General features: G+C 63.2%; 22 protein-coding genes and 1 riboswitch. Of the genes, 10 read left to right on the top strand and 12 right to left on the bottom strand.

The window, feature by feature from the left end; all coding sequences use genetic code 11:
• Genes AC0L3H_RS04795 through bcoG form a run of 4 tightly spaced genes read right to left on the bottom strand, consistent with a single transcriptional unit; the run spans position 1 to position 3,808 of the window.
• Positions 1–1,164, bottom strand: a complete 1,164-nt coding sequence (locus AC0L3H_RS04795) for an acyl-CoA dehydrogenase family protein (protein WP_128170375.1) — start codon at positions 1,162–1,164, stop codon at positions 1–3.
• Between the two features lie 4 nt (positions 1,165–1,168).
• Complete coding sequence (locus AC0L3H_RS04790; RefSeq protein ID WP_091592618.1) at positions 1,169–2,242, bottom strand: carnitine 3-dehydrogenase; 1,074 nt, start codon at positions 2,240–2,242, stop codon at positions 1,169–1,171.
• A complete protein-coding gene (locus tag AC0L3H_RS04785; protein WP_473584683.1) occupies positions 2,239–2,868 on the bottom strand; it encodes an HD domain-containing protein in 630 nt (209 codons plus the stop codon). The genes AC0L3H_RS04790 and AC0L3H_RS04785 overlap by 4 nt, the downstream gene beginning before the upstream one ends.
• Positions 2,869–2,896: 28 nt before the next feature.
• Positions 2,897–3,808: a 3-dehydrocarnitine:acetyl-CoA trimethylamine transferase BcoG gene (bcoG, locus tag AC0L3H_RS04780; protein WP_023796869.1), complete on the bottom strand. Its 912-nt coding sequence runs from the start codon at positions 3,806–3,808 to the stop codon at positions 2,897–2,899.
• A gap of 111 nt (positions 3,809–3,919) precedes the next feature.
• Here bcoG and AC0L3H_RS04775 point away from each other — a divergent pair, with 111 nt between their 5' ends.
• Positions 3,920–4,900 carry a GlxA family transcriptional regulator gene (locus tag AC0L3H_RS04775; RefSeq protein ID WP_128244558.1) on the top strand — a complete coding sequence of 327 codons (981 nt, stop codon included), beginning with the start codon at positions 3,920–3,922 and terminating at the stop codon, positions 4,898–4,900.
• 61 nt (positions 4,901–4,961) lie between these two features.
• Here the strand turns inward: AC0L3H_RS04775 and AC0L3H_RS04770 are convergent, their stop codons facing one another.
• Positions 4,962–5,168, bottom strand: a complete 207-nt coding sequence (locus tag AC0L3H_RS04770) for a hypothetical protein (RefSeq protein WP_023796867.1) — start codon at positions 5,166–5,168, stop codon at positions 4,962–4,964.
• A gap of 185 nt (positions 5,169–5,353) precedes the next feature.
• Positions 5,354–6,679: a xylose isomerase gene (xylA, locus tag AC0L3H_RS04765; protein ID WP_473584682.1), complete on the bottom strand. Its 1,326-nt coding sequence runs from the start codon at positions 6,677–6,679 to the stop codon at positions 5,354–5,356.
• Positions 6,680–6,792: 113 nt separating this feature from the next.
• On the opposite strand from xylA, the gene AC0L3H_RS04760 reads away from it, so the two are divergent.
• Entirely contained in the window at positions 6,793–7,155 is a 363-nt protein-coding gene (locus AC0L3H_RS04760) for a nuclear transport factor 2 family protein (RefSeq protein ID WP_236377944.1), read from the top strand.
• 29 nt (positions 7,156–7,184) lie between these two features.
• On the opposite strand, the gene xylB is transcribed toward AC0L3H_RS04760, so the two are convergent.
• The 3 genes from xylB to AC0L3H_RS04745 all read right to left on the bottom strand — a co-directional run bounded on the left by xylB (position 7,185) and on the right by AC0L3H_RS04745 (position 10,675).
• Complete coding sequence (gene xylB / locus AC0L3H_RS04755) at positions 7,185–8,639, bottom strand: xylulokinase (protein ID WP_473584681.1); 1,455 nt, start codon at positions 8,637–8,639, stop codon at positions 7,185–7,187.
• Between the two features lie 80 nt (positions 8,640–8,719).
• On the bottom strand, positions 8,720–10,042 hold the full coding sequence (locus AC0L3H_RS04750; RefSeq protein ID WP_473584680.1) for a tetratricopeptide repeat protein: 1,323 nt from the start codon (positions 10,040–10,042) through the stop codon (positions 8,720–8,722).
• Between the two features lie 9 nt (positions 10,043–10,051).
• A complete protein-coding gene (locus tag AC0L3H_RS04745; protein ID WP_023796862.1) occupies positions 10,052–10,675 on the bottom strand; it encodes a LysE family translocator in 624 nt (207 codons plus the stop codon).
• Between the two features lie 187 nt (positions 10,676–10,862).
• On the opposite strand from AC0L3H_RS04745, the gene AC0L3H_RS04740 reads away from it, so the two are divergent.
• The 5 genes from AC0L3H_RS04740 (at position 10,863) to AC0L3H_RS04720 (ending at position 15,118) form a co-directional block, all read left to right on the top strand.
• The gene (locus AC0L3H_RS04740; RefSeq protein WP_473584679.1) at positions 10,863–11,630 is read left to right on the top strand and encodes a L,D-transpeptidase; all 768 of its coding nucleotides are present in this window, start codon (positions 10,863–10,865) and stop codon (positions 11,628–11,630) included.
• Positions 11,631–11,749: 119 nt separating this feature from the next.
• Positions 11,750–12,916 (top strand): diphosphate--fructose-6-phosphate 1-phosphotransferase, encoded by a 1,167-nt coding sequence (locus AC0L3H_RS04735; protein WP_473584678.1) that lies wholly within the window; start codon positions 11,750–11,752, stop codon positions 12,914–12,916.
• Positions 12,917–12,948: 32 nt separating this feature from the next.
• On the top strand, positions 12,949–13,668 hold the full coding sequence (locus tag AC0L3H_RS04730) for an MBL fold metallo-hydrolase (RefSeq protein WP_473584677.1): 720 nt from the start codon (positions 12,949–12,951) through the stop codon (positions 13,666–13,668).
• 95 nt (positions 13,669–13,763) lie between these two features.
• Positions 13,764–14,375 carry a molybdopterin-dependent oxidoreductase gene (locus AC0L3H_RS04725; RefSeq protein WP_128170384.1) on the top strand — a complete coding sequence of 204 codons (612 nt, stop codon included), beginning with the start codon at positions 13,764–13,766 and terminating at the stop codon, positions 14,373–14,375.
• Positions 14,372–15,118, top strand: a complete 747-nt coding sequence (locus AC0L3H_RS04720) for an FAD-binding oxidoreductase (protein WP_473584676.1) — start codon at positions 14,372–14,374, stop codon at positions 15,116–15,118. Before AC0L3H_RS04725 ends, AC0L3H_RS04720 begins: the two co-directional genes overlap by 4 nt.
• Positions 15,119–15,231: 113 nt before the next feature.
• Here the strand turns inward: AC0L3H_RS04720 and AC0L3H_RS04715 are convergent, their stop codons facing one another.
• Together AC0L3H_RS04715 and AC0L3H_RS04710 are read right to left on the bottom strand one after the other, a co-directional pair.
• The gene (locus AC0L3H_RS04715; protein WP_473584675.1) at positions 15,232–16,362 is read right to left on the bottom strand and encodes an FAD-binding oxidoreductase; all 1,131 of its coding nucleotides are present in this window, start codon (positions 16,360–16,362) and stop codon (positions 15,232–15,234) included.
• A gap of 23 nt (positions 16,363–16,385) precedes the next feature.
• The gene (locus AC0L3H_RS04710) at positions 16,386–17,633 is read right to left on the bottom strand and encodes an aromatic ring-hydroxylating oxygenase subunit alpha (RefSeq protein WP_473584674.1); all 1,248 of its coding nucleotides are present in this window, start codon (positions 17,631–17,633) and stop codon (positions 16,386–16,388) included.
• A 113-nt stretch (positions 17,634–17,746) separates the two neighbouring features.
• Positions 17,747–17,948, bottom strand: a riboswitch (cobalamin riboswitch).
• A 506-nt stretch (positions 17,949–18,454) separates the two neighbouring features.
• Between AC0L3H_RS04710 and AC0L3H_RS04705 the strand changes: the two genes are divergently transcribed.
• From AC0L3H_RS04705 to AC0L3H_RS04695, 3 genes are all read left to right on the top strand, one after another.
• On the top strand, positions 18,455–18,661 hold the full coding sequence (locus AC0L3H_RS04705) for a DUF680 domain-containing protein (protein ID WP_473584673.1): 207 nt from the start codon (positions 18,455–18,457) through the stop codon (positions 18,659–18,661).
• A 67-nt stretch (positions 18,662–18,728) separates the two neighbouring features.
• A complete protein-coding gene (locus AC0L3H_RS04700) occupies positions 18,729–18,953 on the top strand; it encodes a DUF680 domain-containing protein (RefSeq protein WP_023796853.1) in 225 nt (74 codons plus the stop codon).
• A gap of 74 nt (positions 18,954–19,027) precedes the next feature.
• Positions 19,028–19,264, top strand: a complete 237-nt coding sequence (locus tag AC0L3H_RS04695) for a DUF680 domain-containing protein (RefSeq protein ID WP_023796852.1) — start codon at positions 19,028–19,030, stop codon at positions 19,262–19,264.
• A 189-nt stretch (positions 19,265–19,453) separates the two neighbouring features.
• On the opposite strand, the gene AC0L3H_RS04690 is transcribed toward AC0L3H_RS04695, so the two are convergent.
• A complete protein-coding gene (locus tag AC0L3H_RS04690; protein ID WP_473492676.1) occupies positions 19,454–20,566 on the bottom strand; it encodes an ABC transporter ATP-binding protein in 1,113 nt (370 codons plus the stop codon).
• Positions 20,567–20,574: the final 8 nt, after the last annotated feature.

Raw genomic sequence — 20,574 nt, 5'->3', positions numbered from 1 at the left:
TCAGCCCCCGAACGGGCGCAGCAGCGCCCGTGAAATGATGTGGCGCTGGATTTCCGACGTGCCTTCCCAGATGCGCTCGACGCGGGCGTCGCGCCAGATGCGCTCCAGCGGCAGATCATCCATCAGCCCCATGCCGCCATGGATCTGGATCGCCTCGTCGGCGACGAAGGCAAGCATTTCGGTGGCCTTCAGCTTGGCCATGGCCATGTCCTGATCGGTGACGGTGCCCTGATCGTACTTCCAGCCGGCTTCGAACACCATCAGGTCGGCCGCTTTCAGTTCGGTCGCCATATCGGCAAGCTTGAATGAAACGCCCTGGAACTTGCCGATCTGCTGGCCGAACTGCTGTCGCTGCGCGGCGTATTCGATGGCGTGGCCAAGTGCCCGCTCGGCCCGGCCGAGACAGGTCGCGCCGACCTGCAGGCGGGTTGCGCCAAGCCACGAATTGGCGACGTCGAAACCCTTATGGACCTCGCCCAGAACCTGGGCTCCGGGCAGCCGGCAATCGTCGAATTCGAGGATGGCGTTGGTGTAGCCGCGGTGCGAGACGTTGCGGTAGCCGTCACGCACCGTAAAACCCTTGGTGCCCTTGTCGACGAAGAAGGCGGTGATCTTCTTGCGTTTTCCACGCGGCGTCTCCTCTTCGCCCGAAGCCATGAAGACGATGGCGAAATCGGCAAGATCGGCATGGCTGATGAAGTGCTTGGTGCCGTTCAGCACCCAGTCGTCGCCGTCCTGCACTGCGGTTGCCTTCATGCCGCGCAGATCGGAGCCGGCACCCGGCTCGGTCATCGCCAGGCAATCCCACTTCTCGCCGCGAATGCAGGGATAAAGATACTTTTCGCGCTGCTCCGGCGTGCCGGCCAAGAGGATGTTGGATGGCCGCGCCACGCAGGTCCAGTGCAGTGCGTAATTGGCGCGGCCGAGCTCCTTCTCGTAAAGCAGCCAGGTCACCGTATCGAGGCCGGCGCCACCGACCTCCGCAGGCATGTTGGCGGCATAGAGCCCGGCTTCGATCGCCTTGGCCTTGATCTCATCGATCAGCTCGCGGCGCAGCACGCCGGTGCGTTCCACCTCGCGCTCATGCGGGTAAAGCTCGTTCTCGACGAAGGCGCGCGTCGTCTCGACGATCAGTTTCTGTTCCTCGGAGAGGCCAAAATCCATGGTCTCAGCCTTTCTTCTTTTTCTTCGGCTTTTCGGCCTTGGCCTTCTCGGCCGCTTTGGAAGCGGTGGGCTTCTTCGCCGCAAGCTTGGCGAGCTGCTTGGTATAGTCCTTGTGCAAGGCGCCGGCGCCCCAGCCCTTGCCTTTGTTCTGCTTCGACAGCGCATCCATGATGGCGACCAGATTGTCGTCGCGGATCTTTTCAAGCTCGCGGATCGACAGGCCATCCGCCTGATCGTCCGACTGCGTGGCGATCAGGTCGACCAGTTCGTCGTTGAACTCCGGCACATCCATCAGCTTGGTCCACGGCCATTTCAGGCACGGCCCGAACTGCGCCATGAAATGGCGCATGCCGGCCTCGCCGCCGGCGACGCGGTAGACCTGGAACATGCCCATCTGCGCCCAGCGCAGGCCGAAGCCATAGCGCATGATGTCGTCGAGTTCCTCGACCGTGCAGATGCCGTCCTTGATCAGCCACAGCGCCTCGCGCCATGCCGCCTCCAGCAGGCGGTCGCCGACGAACGCCTCGATCTCCTTGCGGATCACCACCGGTTTCATGCCGATCGAGGCGTACATCTCCTTGGCGACCTCGATCGCCTCGGGAAAGGTCTGCTCGCCGCCGACGATCTCGACCAGCGGAAGCAAATAGACCGGGTTGAACGGATGGCCGACGACCAGCCGCTCCGGATGCTTCTTCATCGCCACCTGCATGTCGGTCGGCTTGATACCGGAAGTCGAGGAGCCGACGATGGCATTGGCCGGCGCATAGAGGTCGATCTCGGCCAGCACGCGGTGTTTCAGGTCGAGCCGTTCCGGCACGCTTTCCTGGATGAAATCGGCATCGGCGACGGCGTCGGCAATGGTCTTGGCAAAGGTCAATTTGCCTTCTTTTGGCAGGCCGTCGGGCAGCATCTGCTTGTAGGCGCGGCGCGCGCCTTTCATCACTTCGCCGACCTTGCGCGCGGCTTCGGGGTCGGGATCGAAAATCGACACGTCGATGCCGTTCAAGAGCAGTCGCGCCACCCAGCCGGCGCCGATGACGCCGCCGCCGATTGCAGCTGCCTTGGTGATGATGCTCATGCGGAGGCTCCGGTTCTTGTCCTGGCTTTTTCCAGGTCGATGAGAGGCACGCGCTCGCCGGCGCGGATCACGGTGGGGTCATAGGCCCTGCGCGCAAACACCTCGAGCACGAAGGGCCGGAAGAAGTCGATCGGCAACGTCTCGTAGTCGGGGTCGAAGCTCGACTGGTCCCAGCGCTCACAGAACTGGTCGCAATCGTCGAAATAAAGGTGGCCGGCGAAACGGGCGCGCGCATGCGGATTGCCGGCGAGATGGTGGGCGTAATAGAGGCGCTGGAAGTCGCCGTGCTTTTCCACAACCCAGGTGCACTGCTCGCGCACGAAAGGTTTTAGGACCGAAGCTGCATATTCGTCGTGATTGTACGGTGCGTAGACGTCGCCGATGTCGTGCAGCAGGGCGCAGACGATCCAGTCGGTGTCGGCGCCGTCGCGCCATGCGCGCGTCGCCGCCTGCAGCGAATGGCCGAGCCGGGTGATCTTGTAGCCGGACAGGCCTTCGTCGAGTTGGACAAGCGCGTCAAGCAGCCGTTCGCCGGTCTTCGCCGCATAGTCGATCTCGTGCTCGGTGAGGAACGCGTAATCGTCGCGGTCGCCATCCTTCATTGCGGTGAATTTCACGGTCTTCATCGGCGGCTCCTCCCTACCGATTGCTTGTTCAAAGCGGCGCGCGCTTTGTCAAATTGAGCTTCTTGCGCACTTCATCGGGGCCGATGACCCTTGCGCCCATGTTCGACACGATGCTGACCGCCCGCTCGACCAGCTGCGCATTGGTTGCCAGCACGCCCTTGTCGAGCCAGAGATTGTCCTCGAGCCCGACGCGGACATTGCCGCCGGCCAGCACCGCGGCGGCGGCATAGGCCATCTGGTTGCGGCCGATGGAGAACGCCGACCAGGTCCAACCTGACGGCACATTGTTGACCATCGCCATAAAAGTGTTGAGATCGTCCGGCGCGCCCCATGGCACGCCCATGCACAATTGCACGAGAGCATCCGGGTCCAGCACCTTTTCCTCGACCAATTGCTTGGCAAACCACAGATGGCCGGTGTCGAAGGCCTCGATCTCCGGCTTGACGCCAAGCGCCGTCATCATGCCGCCCATGGCGCGCAGCATGCCTGGCGTGTTGGTCATGACATAGTCGGCCTCGGCGAAATTCATGGTGCCGCAGTCGAGCGTGCATATCTCCGGCAGGCACTGGCGCACATGTTCCACGCGGTTGGTGGCACCGCCCATATCGGTGGCTTTCTCGTTCAGCGGCAGCGGGTTTTCCGGCGAGCCGAACACCATGTCGCCGCCCATGCCGGCGGTCAGGTTCAGCACCACGTCGACGTCTGCCGCACGGATGCGCTCGGTCACTTCGCGATAAAGCTGCACGTCGCGGCGCGGCCTGCCGGTTTCGGGGTCGCGCACATGGCAGTGGACGATCGCCGCACCCGCCTTTGCCGCGTCGATGGCCGAATCGGCGATCTGCTTGGGCGAGCGCGGCACATGCGGGCTGCGGTCTTGCGAGCTGCCGGACCCGGTTATGGCACAGGTAATGAAGACCTCACGGTTCATCGCAAGCGGCATCGACTTTTCTCCCAATCAGCACAGATGGTCCCGATCAAACATGGGCCCAATCGAACAGATGGCAACAATGCCTGACTTGCCGGAAACTGTTTTGCATTTTACGAAGTGCGTATGATGAAGAACGAAAAGTCGTCGATCTTTCGCGCCGAACGGTTGCCGCTCAAGGTGACGCTGCTGGTGTTTTCCGGGTCGTCGATCATGTGCGTGGCCTCGGCCGTCGATCCGCTGCGCGCCGCCAACCGTATTGCCGGCGAGACGCTGTTCGACTTCAGGCTGGTTTCGGTGACCGGCGAAGCGCCAGTCACCACATGCGGCCTGCCGGTTGCGGTCAGCGGCCGCTTCGATGCGGCGGATACGACGGATGTGCTTGTCGTCGTCGCCGGTTTCGGCACGCAGAACTATGCCACGTCGGCCCTCCTTGCCGGCCTGCGCCGAGCGGGGCGCGCCGCACGCGCCTGCGGCGGCGTCGAAGCCGGTACCTGGCTGGTCGCCCGCGCCGGTCTGCTGGAAGGGCGCAGCGCCACCACCCATTGGGAGGACATGGAGGATTTCTCCTCGGCCTTTCCCGAGGTCGACGTTCGCCCCGACCGCTATGTCATCGATGGGCCGGTCTTCACCTCCGGTGGCGCTTCGCCAACCTTCGACCTGATGCTGCATCTGATCCGCACGCGGCTCGGCATGGCGGTCGCGCTCGATGTGGCAAGCGTCTTCATCTACGACCAGGCACGCGCCGCGACCGACGCGCAGCCTTTGGTCTCGCTCGGCCGCCTCGACGGCTACGATCCGCGGCTTGCGCAAGCCATCCGGCTGATGGAAACCCACGTCGACCAGCCCTTGACCATCGCCGCGGTGGCAAAGCGTGCCGGGGTGACGGCACGTACGCTGGAAAGCATCTTTCGCAAGTCGATCGGCGAGACGCCGGGCGCCTATTATCTCAGGCTGCGGCTGGGTGCAGCGCGCCGGCTGGTGGTCGACACGCGCGTGGCCATGGCCGATATTGCCGGGCGAACGGGGTTCTCGTCCGCCGCGGCATTTTCCAGGGCGTTCTCAAGAGCTTTCGGCGAAGCGCCGGTCAGGCTGCGCCGGGGATAATGCATGTCGCCCAAAAGTGCGTAGCGGTTTTGGGGTAACGGCATGCATAGACAAAGGTGGATCAGGCAGCGTCCTGGCGGTCGCTTTTGCCGTCGATCTGCGAGCGCATCTGTCTCGCAAGGTGGGTCTCGAAGCGGCTGGCGACCGCGCGGTCCCATTCGTTTGCACCGCGCGCGCCATCCTTCGGATGCGGCAGCGCCATCAGCCGGTCGATGATCGATCCCTCGCCAGATGAGAGCAGGGCGTCGATTTCGCGTTCGTGCTGCATATCGGTTCGCCTCCTTCTTTCTGTTCCCGCCACGAACCACATATACGAGATTCGTGACGGCTGTTTGAAGGCAAGAGCGAGGCGATTGAGGGGCGGTGCGAGGCAAAACCTTGTCGTCGGTTCCGCCCTCGCGCAAAGCTGTTCCGGGCCGGCGGGTCGGTCAACAGACCCGCCGGTGCGGCACCTCAGACGTACCGGTTGACGATATTCTCAAGCAGTTCCTGGCGGCCGGATCTCGGCTGCGGCTCGATCCTCTTCTTGACGACGCGCTCGGTGATCTCCTCCAGCGTGCGCTTGCCGGCAAGCATCGCCTTGGCCTCGGCCGAATTCCAGCCGGCATAGCGCTCGGCCAGCGGGGCCGACAGCGCCTTGTCCTCCACCATTTTAGCAGCGGCCTTGAGGCCGCGTGCGCAGCAATCCATGCCGCCGATATGGCCAATCAGCAGATCCTGCGGATCGAGCGACTGTCGCCGAAGCTTGGCGTCGAAATTGGTGCCGCCGGTCTTGAAGCCACCGGCCTGCAGGACCTGATAATAGGCCAATGCCATCTCCGGCACATTGTTGGGGAACTGGTCGGTGTCCCAGCCCGACTGGTAGTCGTTGCGGTTCATGTCGATCGAGCCGAAAATGCCGAGCGCATTGGCCAGCGCCAGTTCATGCTCGAAAGAATGGCCGGCCAGGATCGCATGGCCCTGCTCGATGTTGAGTTTGACCTCCTTCTCCAGCCCGAAGCGCTTCAGGAAGCCGTAGACCGTGGCGACATCATAGTCGTACTGGTGCTTGGTCGGTTCCTGCGGCTTCGGCTCGATCAGGATGGTGCCCTTGAAGCCGATCCGGTGCTTATAGTCTACGACCAGGTTGAGGAAGCGGCCGGCCTGTTCCTGTTCGCGGGCAAGGTCGGTGTTGAGCAGCGTCTCATAGCCCTCGCGGCCGCCCCACAGCACATAATTCTCGCCCTTCAGCCGCTTGGTGACGTCGATGCAGTGTTTGACCGTCGCTGCCGCATAGGCAAAGACGTCCGGGTCGGGATTGGTGGCGGCTCCCGCCATGAAGCGGCGATTGGAGAACAGGTTGGCCGTGCCCCAAAGCAGCTTGACCCCGGTCTTCTTCATCTTCGCCGCAAAATAGTCTGATATCTCATCGAGCCGCGCGGCACTTTCAGAAAAATCTTTTCCCTCCGGCCGCACATCGGCATCGTGGAAGCAGAAATAGGCAACACCCAGCAGCGAAAACATGTCGAAGGCGACATCGGCCTTGAGCCTGGCCAGTTCCATCGTGTCGGTGCCACCGGCCTCGGCGAACCACGGCCGCTCGAAGGTCTGGCCGCCGAACGGATCGCCGCCTGGCCAGGCGAAGGAATGCCAGTAGGCGACGGCAAAGCGCAAATGGTCTTCCAGCCGCTTGCCGGCGACAATTTCATCGGGATTGTAGAACCGGTAGGCCAGCGGATTGGTCGAATCCGGCCCCTCGTATTTGATCTTCTGGATGTCGCCGAAAAAGCCGCTGGTCATGTCTGTCTGTCCTCTCGCAGGGTTCGGTCCTGATTACCTCAGGCGTAATTGGTTTCGCGCTGGCGCTGGATGAAAAAGGTCATGTCAAAGCCAATCAACAACGGAGACAGACCATGACCGACCTCAACACGATCGCCGAAAACTACATCGCCGCCTGGAACGAGAGCGACGCCGCGCGCCGGCAAGCCTTGCTCAAGGCGGCCTTCACCGATGACGTCAGCTACCGCGATCCGATCATGCAGGGAGACGGCCACAATGGCCTCGCCGCACTGATCGATGGTGTCCAAAAACGTTTTGCCGGCTTCCGGTTCTCGCTGAAGGGCAAGCCGGACGGGTTTGGTGACACGATCCGCTTCTCGTGGAATCTCGGGCCGGAAGGCACCGATTCCGTCATCGAAGGCACCGACATCGGCGTCGTCGAGAATGGCCGCCTGAAAAGCGTCACCGGCTTTCTCGACAAGGTCCCGGCACAGTGACTCGGGCCGCGGCGGGGGTGTGAAACCACTCACGCCGTGGCCGCCTTTATAGCTGGGTAAAGCAAGCGGTAGCGCTGATAGGCATCCGCATAGGCGTTGCTTAGCGCGGCGACCGGTTCGATTGTGGCATCGGTGGCCGGCGCCGTGCACACTCTGAGCGGATCGGCGCCCGTCGCCGCGATCAGGCCAAGCCTCGCTGCACCGAAGGCGGCGCCGAAATCGCCGTCGGCGGGAATGTCGACGGGCAGGCCGAGCGCGGTGGCGATTGCCTTTAGCCAGTAGTGCGAGCGCGAGCCGCCGCCGATCGCCGTCACCCGCGTCAGCGTCGTGCCGGCCTTGGCCAGGGCTTCGAGACTGTCGCGGAAGGCGAAAGCCACGCCCTCCAGCACGGCCTGGGTCAACACGGCGCGGCTCGATTCATGCGCAAGCCCGGTAAACGAGCCGCGAATGGCCGAATCATTGTGCGGGGTGCGCTCGCCCGAGAGATAGGGCAGGAAGGACACGCCGGTCGGCGCCTTCAGCGTATCGCCGAGCTCGGCGGTCAGCTCGCCGGCGCCTTTGCCTGAAATCTCGGACAGCCAGTTGAGCGAATCGGTTGCCGACAGGATGACGCCCATCTGGTGCCAGGTGTCGGGCAGCGCGTGGCAGAATGTGTGCACCGCGCTTTCCGGGTTGGGCAGATAGGACGCATTGGCGGCAAACAGCACGCCTGACGTGCCAAGCGAGACAAAGGCCTGGCCGGCGGCGACCGTGCCCATGCCGCAGGCCGACGCCGCATTGTCGCCGGCGCCGCCGGCGATCGGGATGCCCGCCTGCATCCCCCATTTCGAGGCCAGTTCGCTGCGCAGGGCGCCGGCCTTCTCAGTGCCTTCGACCAGTGACGGCATCTGCTTCTCATCGAGCGACGTGGCGGAAAGCAAGTCGGATGACCAGCCTCGCTTGCCGACATCGAGCCAGGACGTGCCGGCCGAGTCCGACATCTCCGAAATATGCTCGCCGGTGAGCCAGAGCCGCAGAAAATCCTTTGGCAGCAAGACCTTTGTCACCTTGGCGAAAATATCCGGCTCATTGTTTCTCACCCAGACCAGCTTTGGCGCGGTGAAACCGGGAAACACGATGTTGCCGGTCAGCTTGCGAAAGCGCGGGTCGGCGTCGAGCTTGGCGGCCTCGGCATGGCTGCGCGTGTCGTTCCACAGGATGCAGGGGCGCAGCACCTGGTCGCCGGCATCGAGCAATGTAGCGCCATGCATCTGGCCGGAGAGGCCGATTCCTTTGACGGCGGCGAGCTGTTCTGGATGAGAAACCTTGAGCTCGACGATCGCTCCCTCGCAGGCGCGGATCCACTCGGCGGGGTTCTGCTCCGACCAGCCGGGGTGCGGCCGCGACACGTCGAGTGACGCGTGGCCGGAGCCGATGATGCTCTGCCCGGCATCGATCAACAGCGCCTTGACGCCCGACGTGCCCAGATCGAGGCCGAGATACATGGTGTCCTCCCATTGCCATTAATTTTTTCGGATCTCGAAAAAATCTGACTTGGCGTTTTTAAGACAAGATCCGCCTCCGGTCAATTCTCCGACAAATCGGCAGCGCGCCGCGAAAGCAGCGCCGACAGCGGGCTGGCGGGCCGCGCCAGCGCGCGTTCCGCGGCAAGTGCCCTTGCCAACGCACGGTCGCCCGACCGCAGCGCCGCCTCGATCAGCGTCAGGTCGATGACGTCGCGTTGCGCATGACTGCCGCCGAAGCGGTGGGCGATCGCCCGGATGGGTCGGATCAGGCGGACCGTCTCGGCAAAATTGCCGTCGCCGAACGCCTTGATGGCGAGCGTCAGGGGATGGCCGACATCCCGGGTAAAGGCGGCGTTGTCGTCGTTGGCGTGCATGGCCTCGCGCTGTGTTTCGAGCAAGGTGCGAGCCGGCGTCTCTTGGCCGGCGCCGACGAGGGCCATCATTGCGTGGGCATCGTTGAAGGCATAGTTGCCGGCGCTGGCCTTCGCCCAGTTGGCGGCGAGCGCCGCCCAGCGGCCGCCGACATCGACGCCGCCGAGATGCAGCCGCCACAGGATCGCCGAGGCGTCGACCATGTTGAGCGCCAGCGTCGAGCGCTCGCCGTAGATCGGGCCGTCATGGAGCGCCAACACCTCGTCGGTCTCGCCGAGATCATAGTGGAACAGCGCCAGATGCCACCAATTATGCACTTTCAGGAAGCTTTCACGCGTCCACGCGTCGGGGTTGGCGCGCATCCAAGCGATGCCGTCCCTTTGCCGGCTCTGCATTTCCATGACATGGGCGACGGCGTGCTGCGCCCAGCCGTCGCGCGGCTCGATGTCGACTGCCATGCGGCCAAGCTTTTCGGCGCGCGCATAGTCGCCCATTTCCTCCAGTCCGAACGCCTGCATGCCGAGTACGGCGTGGTAGCCCGGCATGCCGCTTTGCCACGACGGCAGCGCGCGGCCGATGCGGTCGCGCAGCATGCGGGCATTGCCGGTGAAGAAATCGATCTGGTGCCCGGTCTGCAGCGCCAGCGCATCGAGCGGAAACTCGATGGCGATATTCTCGAGCAGACGAGCGGCTTCATGCCAGCATCCTGCGGCAAGATGGCCAAGTGCTGCGACATGCGCCTGCTCGCGCGGCGTGGCGGCAAGCGGCAGTGCCGCCTCGTGGCATGTCCTGGCCACGGCTGCCGCCTCGCGCTCGGTGGCGAGGCCGAAGAGATAGCCCTTGAACACATGCGCCATGACGAAGCCGGGATCCTCGGCGATGGCGCGATCGACCGAGCCGACCGGATCGCCGATGAAGCATTGCAGTTCGCGCACGGCCTGGCTGTAAGACGAGAACCCGGCCTCAGTCGCGCCCGAAAACGTCAGCCCGAATGCGTCCCTGGCTGCCACGTCATGTCCTCAATTGCCCGAGCGCATCGCCACTGTGGCGATACCGGCGCCGACCAGCAGCGTGCCGCCGGTGCGGTTGAAGATGCGGATCGCCTTCGGGTTGCGAACGACGTTGCGTGCCCTTGCGGCGATCAGCGCGTAACCGAAGGCATTGGCGAAGGCGAGCGCCAGGAAAGTCGTCTCGAAGATCAGCATCTGCGTCCAGAAATCGGCATGCCGGTCGAGGAACTGCGGCAGGAAGGCGACGAAGAAGGTGATGCTTTTCGGATTGAGCGCGGTGACCAGCCAGGCATGCGCCGTCATCTTGGCCGAGGACACCGCATCCAGGCGCGGCTCGGCCTTGAGCGTGCCACCGGCGCGAAACAGCTTTATGCCGAGATAGATCAGATAGCCGGCGCCGACCACCTTCAGCACCGTGAACACGGTGGCCGACGCCGCCAGCAGCGCGCCGATGCCAAGCATCGACAGCGTCATCGCGGTAAAATCGCCAAACGCCACGCCAACCGCCATCGGCAGCGCGGTGCGCCAGCCCTGGCCGAGCGCATAGGACACGACCAGAAGGATAGTCGGGCCGGGAATCACAAGAAGGATCGTCGAGGCGGCGGCAAAGGCAGCCCAGTTTTCGAAGGACATGCTCGTCTCCTTGAGCTCAAAGAAGAGGATAAATCCTTGGGCTCGCGAAGATGTAAAGGGCAAAAATCGAAAATGCCCCTAGGTTAACATCGGCAACGGTTCTTCACGCTTTTTCAACCATGATTGGTGAAAATGCACTCTATCCGGCCGGACCGTGTTTCCCGCCGACAGCGTAGGGTTTGGGTAGATGCGTGAGTTGCCGCAAGGTCTGACGCCGCCGCACAATGGCGACGAAATCGAAATTTCCGAAATCCAGCTTTCCCGCCGCGCAGTGTTGTCCGGCGCCAGTGCGCTGGCGCTGCTCGGCGTCGCCGGCTGCAGCCAGACGCTCGACCTGTCGGCGCTGCAACTCGACGCCGTCACCACCGGCGCGATCACCCCTGTCCGCCCGAGCATCAGCGTCGACAAGAACATCACCAGCCCTGGTGTGATGTATGCCTCCGTCACCGACGGCGGCTTCACGCTGCCGGAAGTGCCCTACCTCAAGGTCAAGCCGGAGTTCCGCCGCCAGATCGTCGTCGACCCGACCGGCGAGCAGCCCGGCACCATCGTCGTCCATTCGCAGGAGCGGCTGCTCTACCTGGTGCAGCCCGGCGGTGACGCGATCCGTTACGGCGTCGGCATCGGCAAGGAAGGCTTTCGCTGGTCCGGCCGCGCCAACATCCAGTACGGCAAGGAATGGCCGACCTGGAGGCCGCCGGCCGAGATGATCGCCCGCAAGCCGGAACTGGTGAAATGGCAGGCCGGGCAGCCCGGCGGCCTCGACAACCCGCTCGGCGCGCGTGCGCTGTACATCTACCAGAACGGCCAGGACACCGGCTACCGCATCCACGGGTCGCCCGAATGGTGGAGCATCGGCCAGGCGATGTCGTCGGGCTGCGTTCGCCTGATCAACCAGGATATCATCGACCTCTACAGCCGCGTCTCGAGGAAGAACCCGGTCGTCGTCGTCTGACCCTCCCGGTCATCGTCTGGACTCGAGGCTGCTGGCGCGGCCGCTCGACTCTCCCGTTGCGCGATCTCGCAAGACAGGCGAATGTGCCCTGCAAAGCCACTGCTCGGGAGACGTGAAGCATGTCCGGAACTTTTGTCATCGCGCAAGGCGGCGGCCCGACCGCCGTCATCAACCAGACGGTGGTGGGCGCCACACTCGAGATCCGCAAGCGGCATCCCGGCGCCAAGGTCCTGGGCTCCATCCATGGCGTGCGCGGCGTTCGTGACGGCAACTATGTCGATCTCTCGGCCATTCCGGATGATCGGCTGCGGCTGATTGCGGCAACGCCGAGCGCCGCGCTTGGCTCGACCCGCGACAAGCCGGATGACGCCTATTGCGAGATCATCCTCAACGGCCTGAAGAAGGCCGGCGCCGACGCCTTCATCTATATCGGCGGCAACGACACGTCGGGCACGCAGCAGATCCTGACCGACGCCGCCGGCGGCAAGATGGCATTCGTCCATGCGCCGAAAACCATCGACAACGATCTCGAGGAGAACGACCACACGCCCGGCTTCATTTCGGCAGCCGAGTTCGTCGCCGGCGCCTTTCTCTCGGTCGACCTCGATTTCCGTGCTCTGCCCGGCATCTATGTCGGCATCGTCATGGGCCGGCATGCCGGTTTCCTCACCGCCGCCGCCGCCGCATGGCAGCTTGATCCCGACAGCGGCCCGCACCTCGTTTATGTGCCGGAGCGACCGTTCTCGGCTTCAGCATTTATCGACGACGTGCGCGCCACGCTCGATCGCCACAAGCGCTGCATCGTCGCAGTCTCCGAAGGCGTCAGCACAGCCGACGGCAAGGCGCTGGTCGAAAGTCTTGTCCCGCCGGACAAACTGGAGCGCGATGCGCATGGCAACGTCAAGCTGTCGGGCAGCGACCTGCCGGCCGCCCTCGAGCGCGCGCTGGCCGAAGGATTGCCGGGCAAGCGGGCACGCGTCGATGCGCTCGGCTACATGCCGCGCGGCTATGTCGGCGCCATCAACGCCGTGGATGCGCAGGAAGCCTTCGATGCCGGCGTCTTTGCGGTCGCTGTCGCCGAACAGGGCGGCGGCTCGGTGGCACTGCAATATGACGGCGAGAAAACCGTGCTGAACAAGGTGCCGCTGAAAAACGTTGCCGGCAAGACCCGTCACATGCCCGACGATTTCATGCTGCCGGATGCCAACCAGCTCTCCGACGCAGGAATGGCCTATCTGAAGCGGCTGGTTCCCGAAAAGTACAAGGTCGGAAAGCCGTTCGTCTGAGCCGGCTCGCTTCTGATGCCGGAATCTTCGTGATGCGTGACTGGTTCAGCAAGACCGTCATCGACGCCGATACGACGATGCTGACCGAGCCGTTCGTGCATGATTTCGTGCGCGCCAACATCTGGCATCTGCGCGGCCGCGACGTCGACCTGCTTGTCGACACCGGCATGGGGATTTGCCCGCTGGCGCCGGAGATCGACACGCCTGATGGCAAGCCGCTGCTCGTCGTCGCCACCCATATCCACCTCGACCATGTCGGCTCGCTGCACGAATTCCCGCTGCGAGCCGGGCCGAGGATGAGTGCTGCGCAATTCGACAGCATGGATAACGCCGTCACCTACGCCCACATGTTTCATGATCTCGACGGCGCCGTCTCGAAGCTGCCGGCACCGGGCTGGAGAGCGGCCGAATACAGAATCCAGCCGGCCCCGCTGACGCGGACGCTTGACGAGGGCGATCTGGTCGACCTTGGCGACCGGGAATTCCGGGTGCTGCATCTGCCCGGCCATTCGCCGGATTCGATCGCGCTGTTCGATGAGGCCGACGGCCTGTTGTTCGCCGGCGACGTCATCTACGACGCCTTGCTGATCCACGACCTGCCGGATTGCGACCGATCAGCCTATCGCCGAACCATGCAGCGGCTGCTCGATCTGCCTGTCAGCATCGGCCATGGCGGCCATGGACCAAGCTTCGACGCCAAACGGATGCGCGAGATCGCCGCCGGTTATCTCAGGCGAACAGACGGCGCATAAGCCAAGAATCTGGTTGCCCGCCAGAGTATCTTTGACAACATTGGGTGAAGGCCGACAGGCGGCCTGATGCAAACGGATTGTAACGGATTGTCTCGATGGTCACCCGCGGCTTCTCTTCAGGACGAAAGCCCCCGACGGATGCGGATGCGCGTATCCCGCCGGGGCAGTATCTCGAGCAAGGGTTTCCGGTGCTGTCGGCCGGGCCGACGCCGCCTGTGCGCACCGAGGACTGGTCGTTCACGCTCAAGCACGGACCGCGGCCGATCAAGACGTGGAACTGGACAGAGTTCAACGCGCTGCCTTTGACCAAGATGACCCGCGACATCCATTGTGTCACCGCGTGGACCAAGTTCGACACGGCGTGGCAAGGCGTGCTGGTCGACGATATTCTGGCGGATGCCGGTATCGAGCCACCGACGGCCTTCACGCTGGCGCTGTCCTTCGACGGCTATACAACCAATGTGCCGACGCAGGATCTCACTGCCGGCAAGGCGATGGTTGCGCTGCTTTACGAAGGCAAGCCGATCACGCCGGACCATGGCGGCCCGGCGCGGCTGCTGGTTCCGCATCTCTATTTCTGGAAGTCGGCCAAATGGCTGAACGGCCTGCAGTTCACCGAGCGCGACGAGCCCGGCTTCTGGGAGCTGCGCGGCTATCACATCTATGGCGACCCGTGGCGCGAGCAGCGCTATACGGGCGATCCATGAGCGACGCGCCGGCGGCGCAGTCGCCCTGGCAGCCGGTGACCATCGCCCGCATCGAAAAGCGCACGCCGCGCGTCACCAGCTTTTTCCTCCAGCCGTCGCGGCCCTTCGCCTATCGTGCCGGGCAGCATGTCGATGTCAGGCTGACGGCGCCGGACGGCTATCAGGCGCGCCGCTCCTACTCAATCGCCTCGGCGCCGGAAGCCGGCGAGACGATCGAGCTGGCGATCGAAAGGCTCGATGATGGCGAGATCTCGCCCTTCTTCCACGATATCGCGGCGGTTGGCGACGAGGTCGAGTTGCGCGGACCGCTCGGTGGCCACTTCGTCTGGTCCGACAGCGACGGCGGCCCGCTTCTGCTAGTCGGCGGCGGGTCTGGCGTGGTACCGCTGATGGCGATGATCCGCCATCGCGCCGCGCGCAGATCGGCGGTGCCCGTGGCATTGGTATTTTCCGCACGGGTATGGGACGAGGTGATCTTTCGCGACGAGCTGATCGACTTCCACGATCGCCGGGACGGCTTCGATCTGGTGTTGGCGCTGACCCGCGAGGCCGCCCGGCGCCCGTCAGACTATTCGCGGCGGGTCGATGCCGCGATGATGGAGCAATCGATGCCGCGGCTGCCCGCGCCGCCAAGGTTCGCCTTTGTCTGCGGCTCGAATGCGTTCGTGTCGGCCGCCGCCCAGGCGCTGATCGATGCCGGTGTGCCGGCAAGCCTCATCCGCACCGAACGCTACGGGGTTTAATGCATGTCACGCAAAAGTGTGCAGCGGTTTTGCGATGACGACATGCATCAAAACAATAACTTAAAGCGCGTCGCATATCCATTCAGCCGAACCGCGCTTTAAGCCCCCGCCGGTCAGGCGTCGATCTCGATCGCCGTCAGCGGCTTCGAACAGCAGGCAAGGATGAAGCCGTCGTCGATCTCGTGATCGAGGATGCCGCCATTGTGGCTCATCTCGACCGTGCCCGAGACCTTTTTCACCTTGCAGGTTCCGCACAGGCCGAACTCGCAGGCTGCGGGGATGCGTACGCCCGAAGCGCGCGCCGTCTGCAGCACGGTCTGGCCGGCAACGCATTCGGCATCAATATCCGAAAGCGAAAAGCGGATCGGCGTTGCGGCCTCGGCAGGTACCTCGAGCCCGCCCTCTGCTGGCCCACCTTTTGCCGGCCCACCCTCTGCCGGCGAACCGAACGGGGCCGGAATTTCCTCCACCGCCGGGGCCGCAAAGCTCTCCTGATGGTAGTTGGCCATGTCGAAGCCGGCCGCCTCCAGCATCTGCCGCACGGCGCGCATGAACGGGTCGGGGCCGCAGCAGAAAATTTCGCGCTCGCGAAAATCGGGGGCCAGCAGCGGCAGCCGTATCGCGTCGATCCGGCCCATATGGCCGAACCAGCCCTCACGGCTGGACCGCTCCTCGATCATGAAGCCGAGCGTCAGGCCCGGCATGCGGCTGCCGAGCAGCTCGAGCTCCTTGCGGAAGATGATCTCCTCGGGCTTTCGCGCGCAGTTGACGAAGCCGACATCTGTCCATGGCGCGCAGTCGTTCAGCCAGCGCAGCATCGACATCATCGGCGTCACGCCTGAGCCGGCCGAAATGAACAGATACTTGGCCGCTGGATGGCTGTGCAGCGAAAAGTCGCCCGCCGGCCCATAGGCCTTCACGTGAACGCCGGGTTTCAGATTGTCGAACATCCAGCGGGTGCCGAGGCTGCCGGCCTGCGCTTTCACCGTCACCGCGATCGAGAACGGCCTCGACGGCGAGGACGACAGCGTATAGGTCCGCATCATCGGGCCCTCGGTGGTCGGCAGTTCCAGCGTCACGAACTGCCCCGGTCTGTAGCGGAACCAGGTCTGGTTGTCAGAGCGGAAGGTGAAGGTCTTCACGTCAGGCGCCTCGTCGCTGACGCCGATGACTTCCAGCACCTGGAGCCTGTCGTTCCAGGGCGCCATCTCGTCGAGATGGCGGTAAAGGCCAAGGTCCGTCATCGCATTCATCCCCTTGACCTCGTTCAGGCGACGCTGCGCAGCGCCGGCCGCCCGGCCTCGGCAAGGCGCGGCCCGATGAAGGAGGCGTACCATTCGACGAACTGGATGACGCCGCCCTCATGCAGTTCCGAATAGGGGCCGGGCTCATAGGCCTTCGACAGGATACCGAAGGCGTTTTCCTCGACAATGCGACGGTCCTGGTCGTTGGTCTCGGTCCAGACATGGGTGAGTTCGGCGAGGTCGTAATCGACGCCTTCGACCGCGTCCTTGTGGACAAGCCATTTGGTGGTGACGGCCGTTTCCGTGGCACTAATCGGCAGCACGCGGAAGGTGACGGCATGATCGCCGAGGATATGGTTCCAACTCGTCGGATAGTGATAGAGCAGCAGCGAGCCGATACGGTCGGTCGAAACGCTGTCGGAAAGGTTCTTCTTCACCGCGCGTCTTCCCGTCATCGTATAGCTGACGGCGTCGCGCAGCAGCGGCGCGCGGGTGGCGCGATACTGCCCGGCCGGATCGATGCGGAACTTGCTCGGCAAACCCGCCGCCTCGCATTTCGCCCAGTGCGCGAGCATCTCTGGATCGCTGTCGGCGCCCTGCACGCCGGTCACGGTCGGCGCTTCCGGGAATGTCTTGCAGAGTTCCGGATGGTTGCCGGCGCAATGGTAGCACTCGCGGTTGTTCTCCCAGACGAGCTTCCAGTTGCCCTTCTCGACGATGGTCGATTCGAAGGCGATTTTTGCCTCGCGCAGCCGGTGCGGCAGGAGGTAAGGCTCGATCATGGCGCGCATCGGCGCGAAGTCGGCCGGCTCGTTGGCCAGGCAGATAAAGATGTAGCCGGCAACGCTTTCGCAAGCCACCGGCTTCAGGCTGAACTGGCTCTTGTCGAAGCCGTCTGCCATCTGGCGAGCAAACAACAGCCGGCCGTCCAGCTCGTAGGTCCACTGGTGATAGGGGCAGACCAGCTTCGCCGCAGTGCCCTTGTCGGCATTGCAGACACGGCTGCCGCGATGCCGGCAGGAATTGTGGAAGGCATTGATCTTGCCTTGCTGGTCGCGGACCAGCACGACCGGATAGTCGCCGATCTGGGCGGTGATATAGCTGCCAGCTTTTGGCAACTCGCAATCGTGGCCGATGAACAGCCAGTCGCGATACCAGATCAGCTCCATGTCGAGCTTGAAGAAATCTGGATCGGTGTAGAAGGGCTGCTCGAGCGAATAGCCTTGCCTGCGGCCGTGCAAGAGCCTCAGCATGTCGTTGCGCGCGTCCATGTCCTGTCCTCGTGTAAGGACTGAACTGGTGGTGATGGAGGGAGGACCGTTTGCACGCCGGCGACAGGGCCGGACGTGCATCGTCCACCTCTTGACCGCCCACCGCGATCAGTCGAGTCTGAAAATCTCGGGCTGGTTTCCGGGCTCTGGAGTGTCCTTGCGGACTCGTCGCGACACCTTCCCAGGCTTGTGGCCCAGTGGTCTCCCGTTGCGACTTGAACTCCACCACCGTTGCGGGGCAGCGCCGGGTTCTGACCGGCTTCCCAATTCTCCGCTTCGTCGTCACCAAGCGGCACCTGAGATGGCGTGATCTAATCATGCCGGCCGGCTGACTGCCGGCATGAAAGCGACATCGTATCCATGCGGCGCGACACCGCCGGCGAAACCTGCAGGTTTATATCTACAGGGCTGAAACCCACTTTGTCGGCGGCCATTGTCGGCTGCCGTGACATCGAATCCGACCCGCGGCGGAGACCAGGAAGGTTAACAGTTTACAAAAGTGACTATTAGCCGCTTCTAAAATCGAACCGAACGGTTCGTTTCTGTTGACAATGCGTACAGCATGCTGTGAACGCAAATCCGCCAATCCGTCAATTCATGAATGGCTAATTTTGAATAAGATATTGAAAACGAAACATAAAACCATGGTAGTAGATGCCTCTGGTACAATTTCAAGGTGTAGATTCTTGGTCCACACGGAACAACTTCGTGATTGGAATCCGCCGAATGGCCTTCCCACATCGGGGCTGTCCGAACGACGCGCGCATCCTCCCAAGACACGCCGCTAGACGGACTGAAGACTAAGATACTGGAGTACTAAAATGAAAAAGATCGCTCTTGCTGCCGTCGCCGCTCTGGCCATCACCGGCAGCGCCTTTGCCGGCAGCGACCATTATGGGTCCAAAGCCGCCAACCAGCCGGCCGTCGCGGTCGACAGCTCGTATACGGCCTCTGTCCAGACGCCGGCTCACGCTGAAAAGCAGCCCGTTGGCCAGGGCGCCGACCGCAACCTTTTCGGCAACAATTAACAGCTGGTCCCAAACAGCAAAGTGGCGGTCCGCCGCTCGGGATCTGAGGAACTCAGGAGTATTTGAAATGAAGAAGCTCATTCTTGCCACCGCCGCCATTGTGGCCATCTCCGGCAGCGCTTTTGCCGGCAGCGACAACTTTGGATCGAACGGCGCCAACCAGCCGGCCGCTGCGGTCGACAGCAACTCGTACACGGCTTCGATTCGGAATTCGGCTTCGGCGCAGAATCCGGTTCCGGCTGACGAGAAACCCGTCAACGGCAGCGACCGTAACCTGTTCGGCAACAACTAACAGTTCGTTCCAACAGCGGCGGCGGCATTTGCCCGCCGGGCTGGCGGAACCAAGAAAATCCAGGAGTTTTGAAAATGAAGAAGATCGTTCTTACCGCCGCCGCGCTTTTGATTGCTGCGGGCGGCGCTTTTGCCGGTAGCGACAACTTTGGCAGAACCGACATCAACAAGCAGGCGACCATCAACGTCGACAACACGCAGACGTCTTCGGTACGCAATACCGGCTCGCCGGTCTACAAGCTGCTCAACTCGTCGGGCGACGTACAGAAGTCCGCCCCGCAGGGCAGCGACCGGAACCTGTTCGGCCGCTAGCGCATCGGCCCGAAAATCGGTTCCGATTTTCGGAAAGCACGATGCGCAGGTTTAAAGTGTTGGAGCGTACCTTTGTGCGTCCACTTGGACGCACGTCGCTCTAACAGCGACCGGAACGCACAAGAGTGGCGGCTTGCCCGCCGCTCTCGTTTTTGGGTCACCAAACATCCATCAGTTCGGCTGCTGCTCTCAGGCTGCCTTTGCTTCCGCTTTGTGGAGCGTGAATGAATGTCCGTCGGCATCGAAAATATGCAGGTCGCCGGCATCGGCATTCAAGCGCAGCGCAGCGCCGCGCTTGACCCCGACATTGCCTGGCAGCTTGGTGACCAGCGGCAGGTCGGCGCGACCGATGTCGACATAGACGAGTTGGACCTCGCCGAGTTGCTCGACATAATCCACCGTTCCCTCGAAAAGATAATCCGCACCGGTGGCGATCGTCAGATCTTCCGGCCGCACGCCGAAGCTCACCGCAGCGCCCTTCACCGACGCCGGCGTGGCGATCGGCACCGTCGCCTTGCGCCCGCCGACATGACTGACGATGGTCGGGTCGCCTGATTTGTCGATCGTCGCCGGCAGGATGTTCATGGCCGGCGAGCCGATGAACTGGGCGACGAACAGATTGCCGGGTCTCTTGTAGAGTTCCATCGGCGTGCCGACCTGCTCGATATGGCCCTCCTTGAGCACCACGATGCGGTCGGCCAGCGTCATCGCCTCGACCTGGTCGTGGGTGACGTAGATCATCGTTGTAGCAGGCATCGATTCCTTGAGCTTGGCGATCTCGATGCGGGTGGCGACGCGCAGCGCCGCGTCGAGGTTCGACAGCGGCTCGTCGAACAGGAAGACCTTGGGGTTGCGCACGATGGCGCGGCCGATGGCGACGCGCTGGCGCTGGCCGCCCGACATCGCCTTGGGCAGGCGGTCGAGATATTTGGTCAGCTGCAGGATTTCCGCCGCCTGGCGCACCCGCTTGTCGATCTCGGCCTTGCTCTCCTTGCCGATCTTCATCGAGAACGCCATGTTGTCGTAGACAGTCATGTGCGGATAGAGCGCATAGGACTGGAACACCATGGCGATGCCGCGCTTCGACGGCGGCACGTCGTTCACCACCTCGCCGTCGATCTTGAGCTCGCCGGAGGTGATTTCCTCAAGCCCGGCGATCGACCGCAGCAAGGTCGACTTGCCACAGCCCGAAGGGCCGACGAAGACGATGAACTCGCCCGACTTTATGTCGAGGTCGATGCCATGGAGAATGTTGAGATTGCCGTATGATTTCTTCACTTGCCTTAGCGTGACATCGGCCATGGGTTCCC

The sequence above is a fragment of the Mesorhizobium sp. WSM4816 genome, assembly GCF_055811535.1.
Note: the sequence above shows the minus strand (reverse complement) of the source record. Positions and strands in the feature narration are given on the sequence as shown.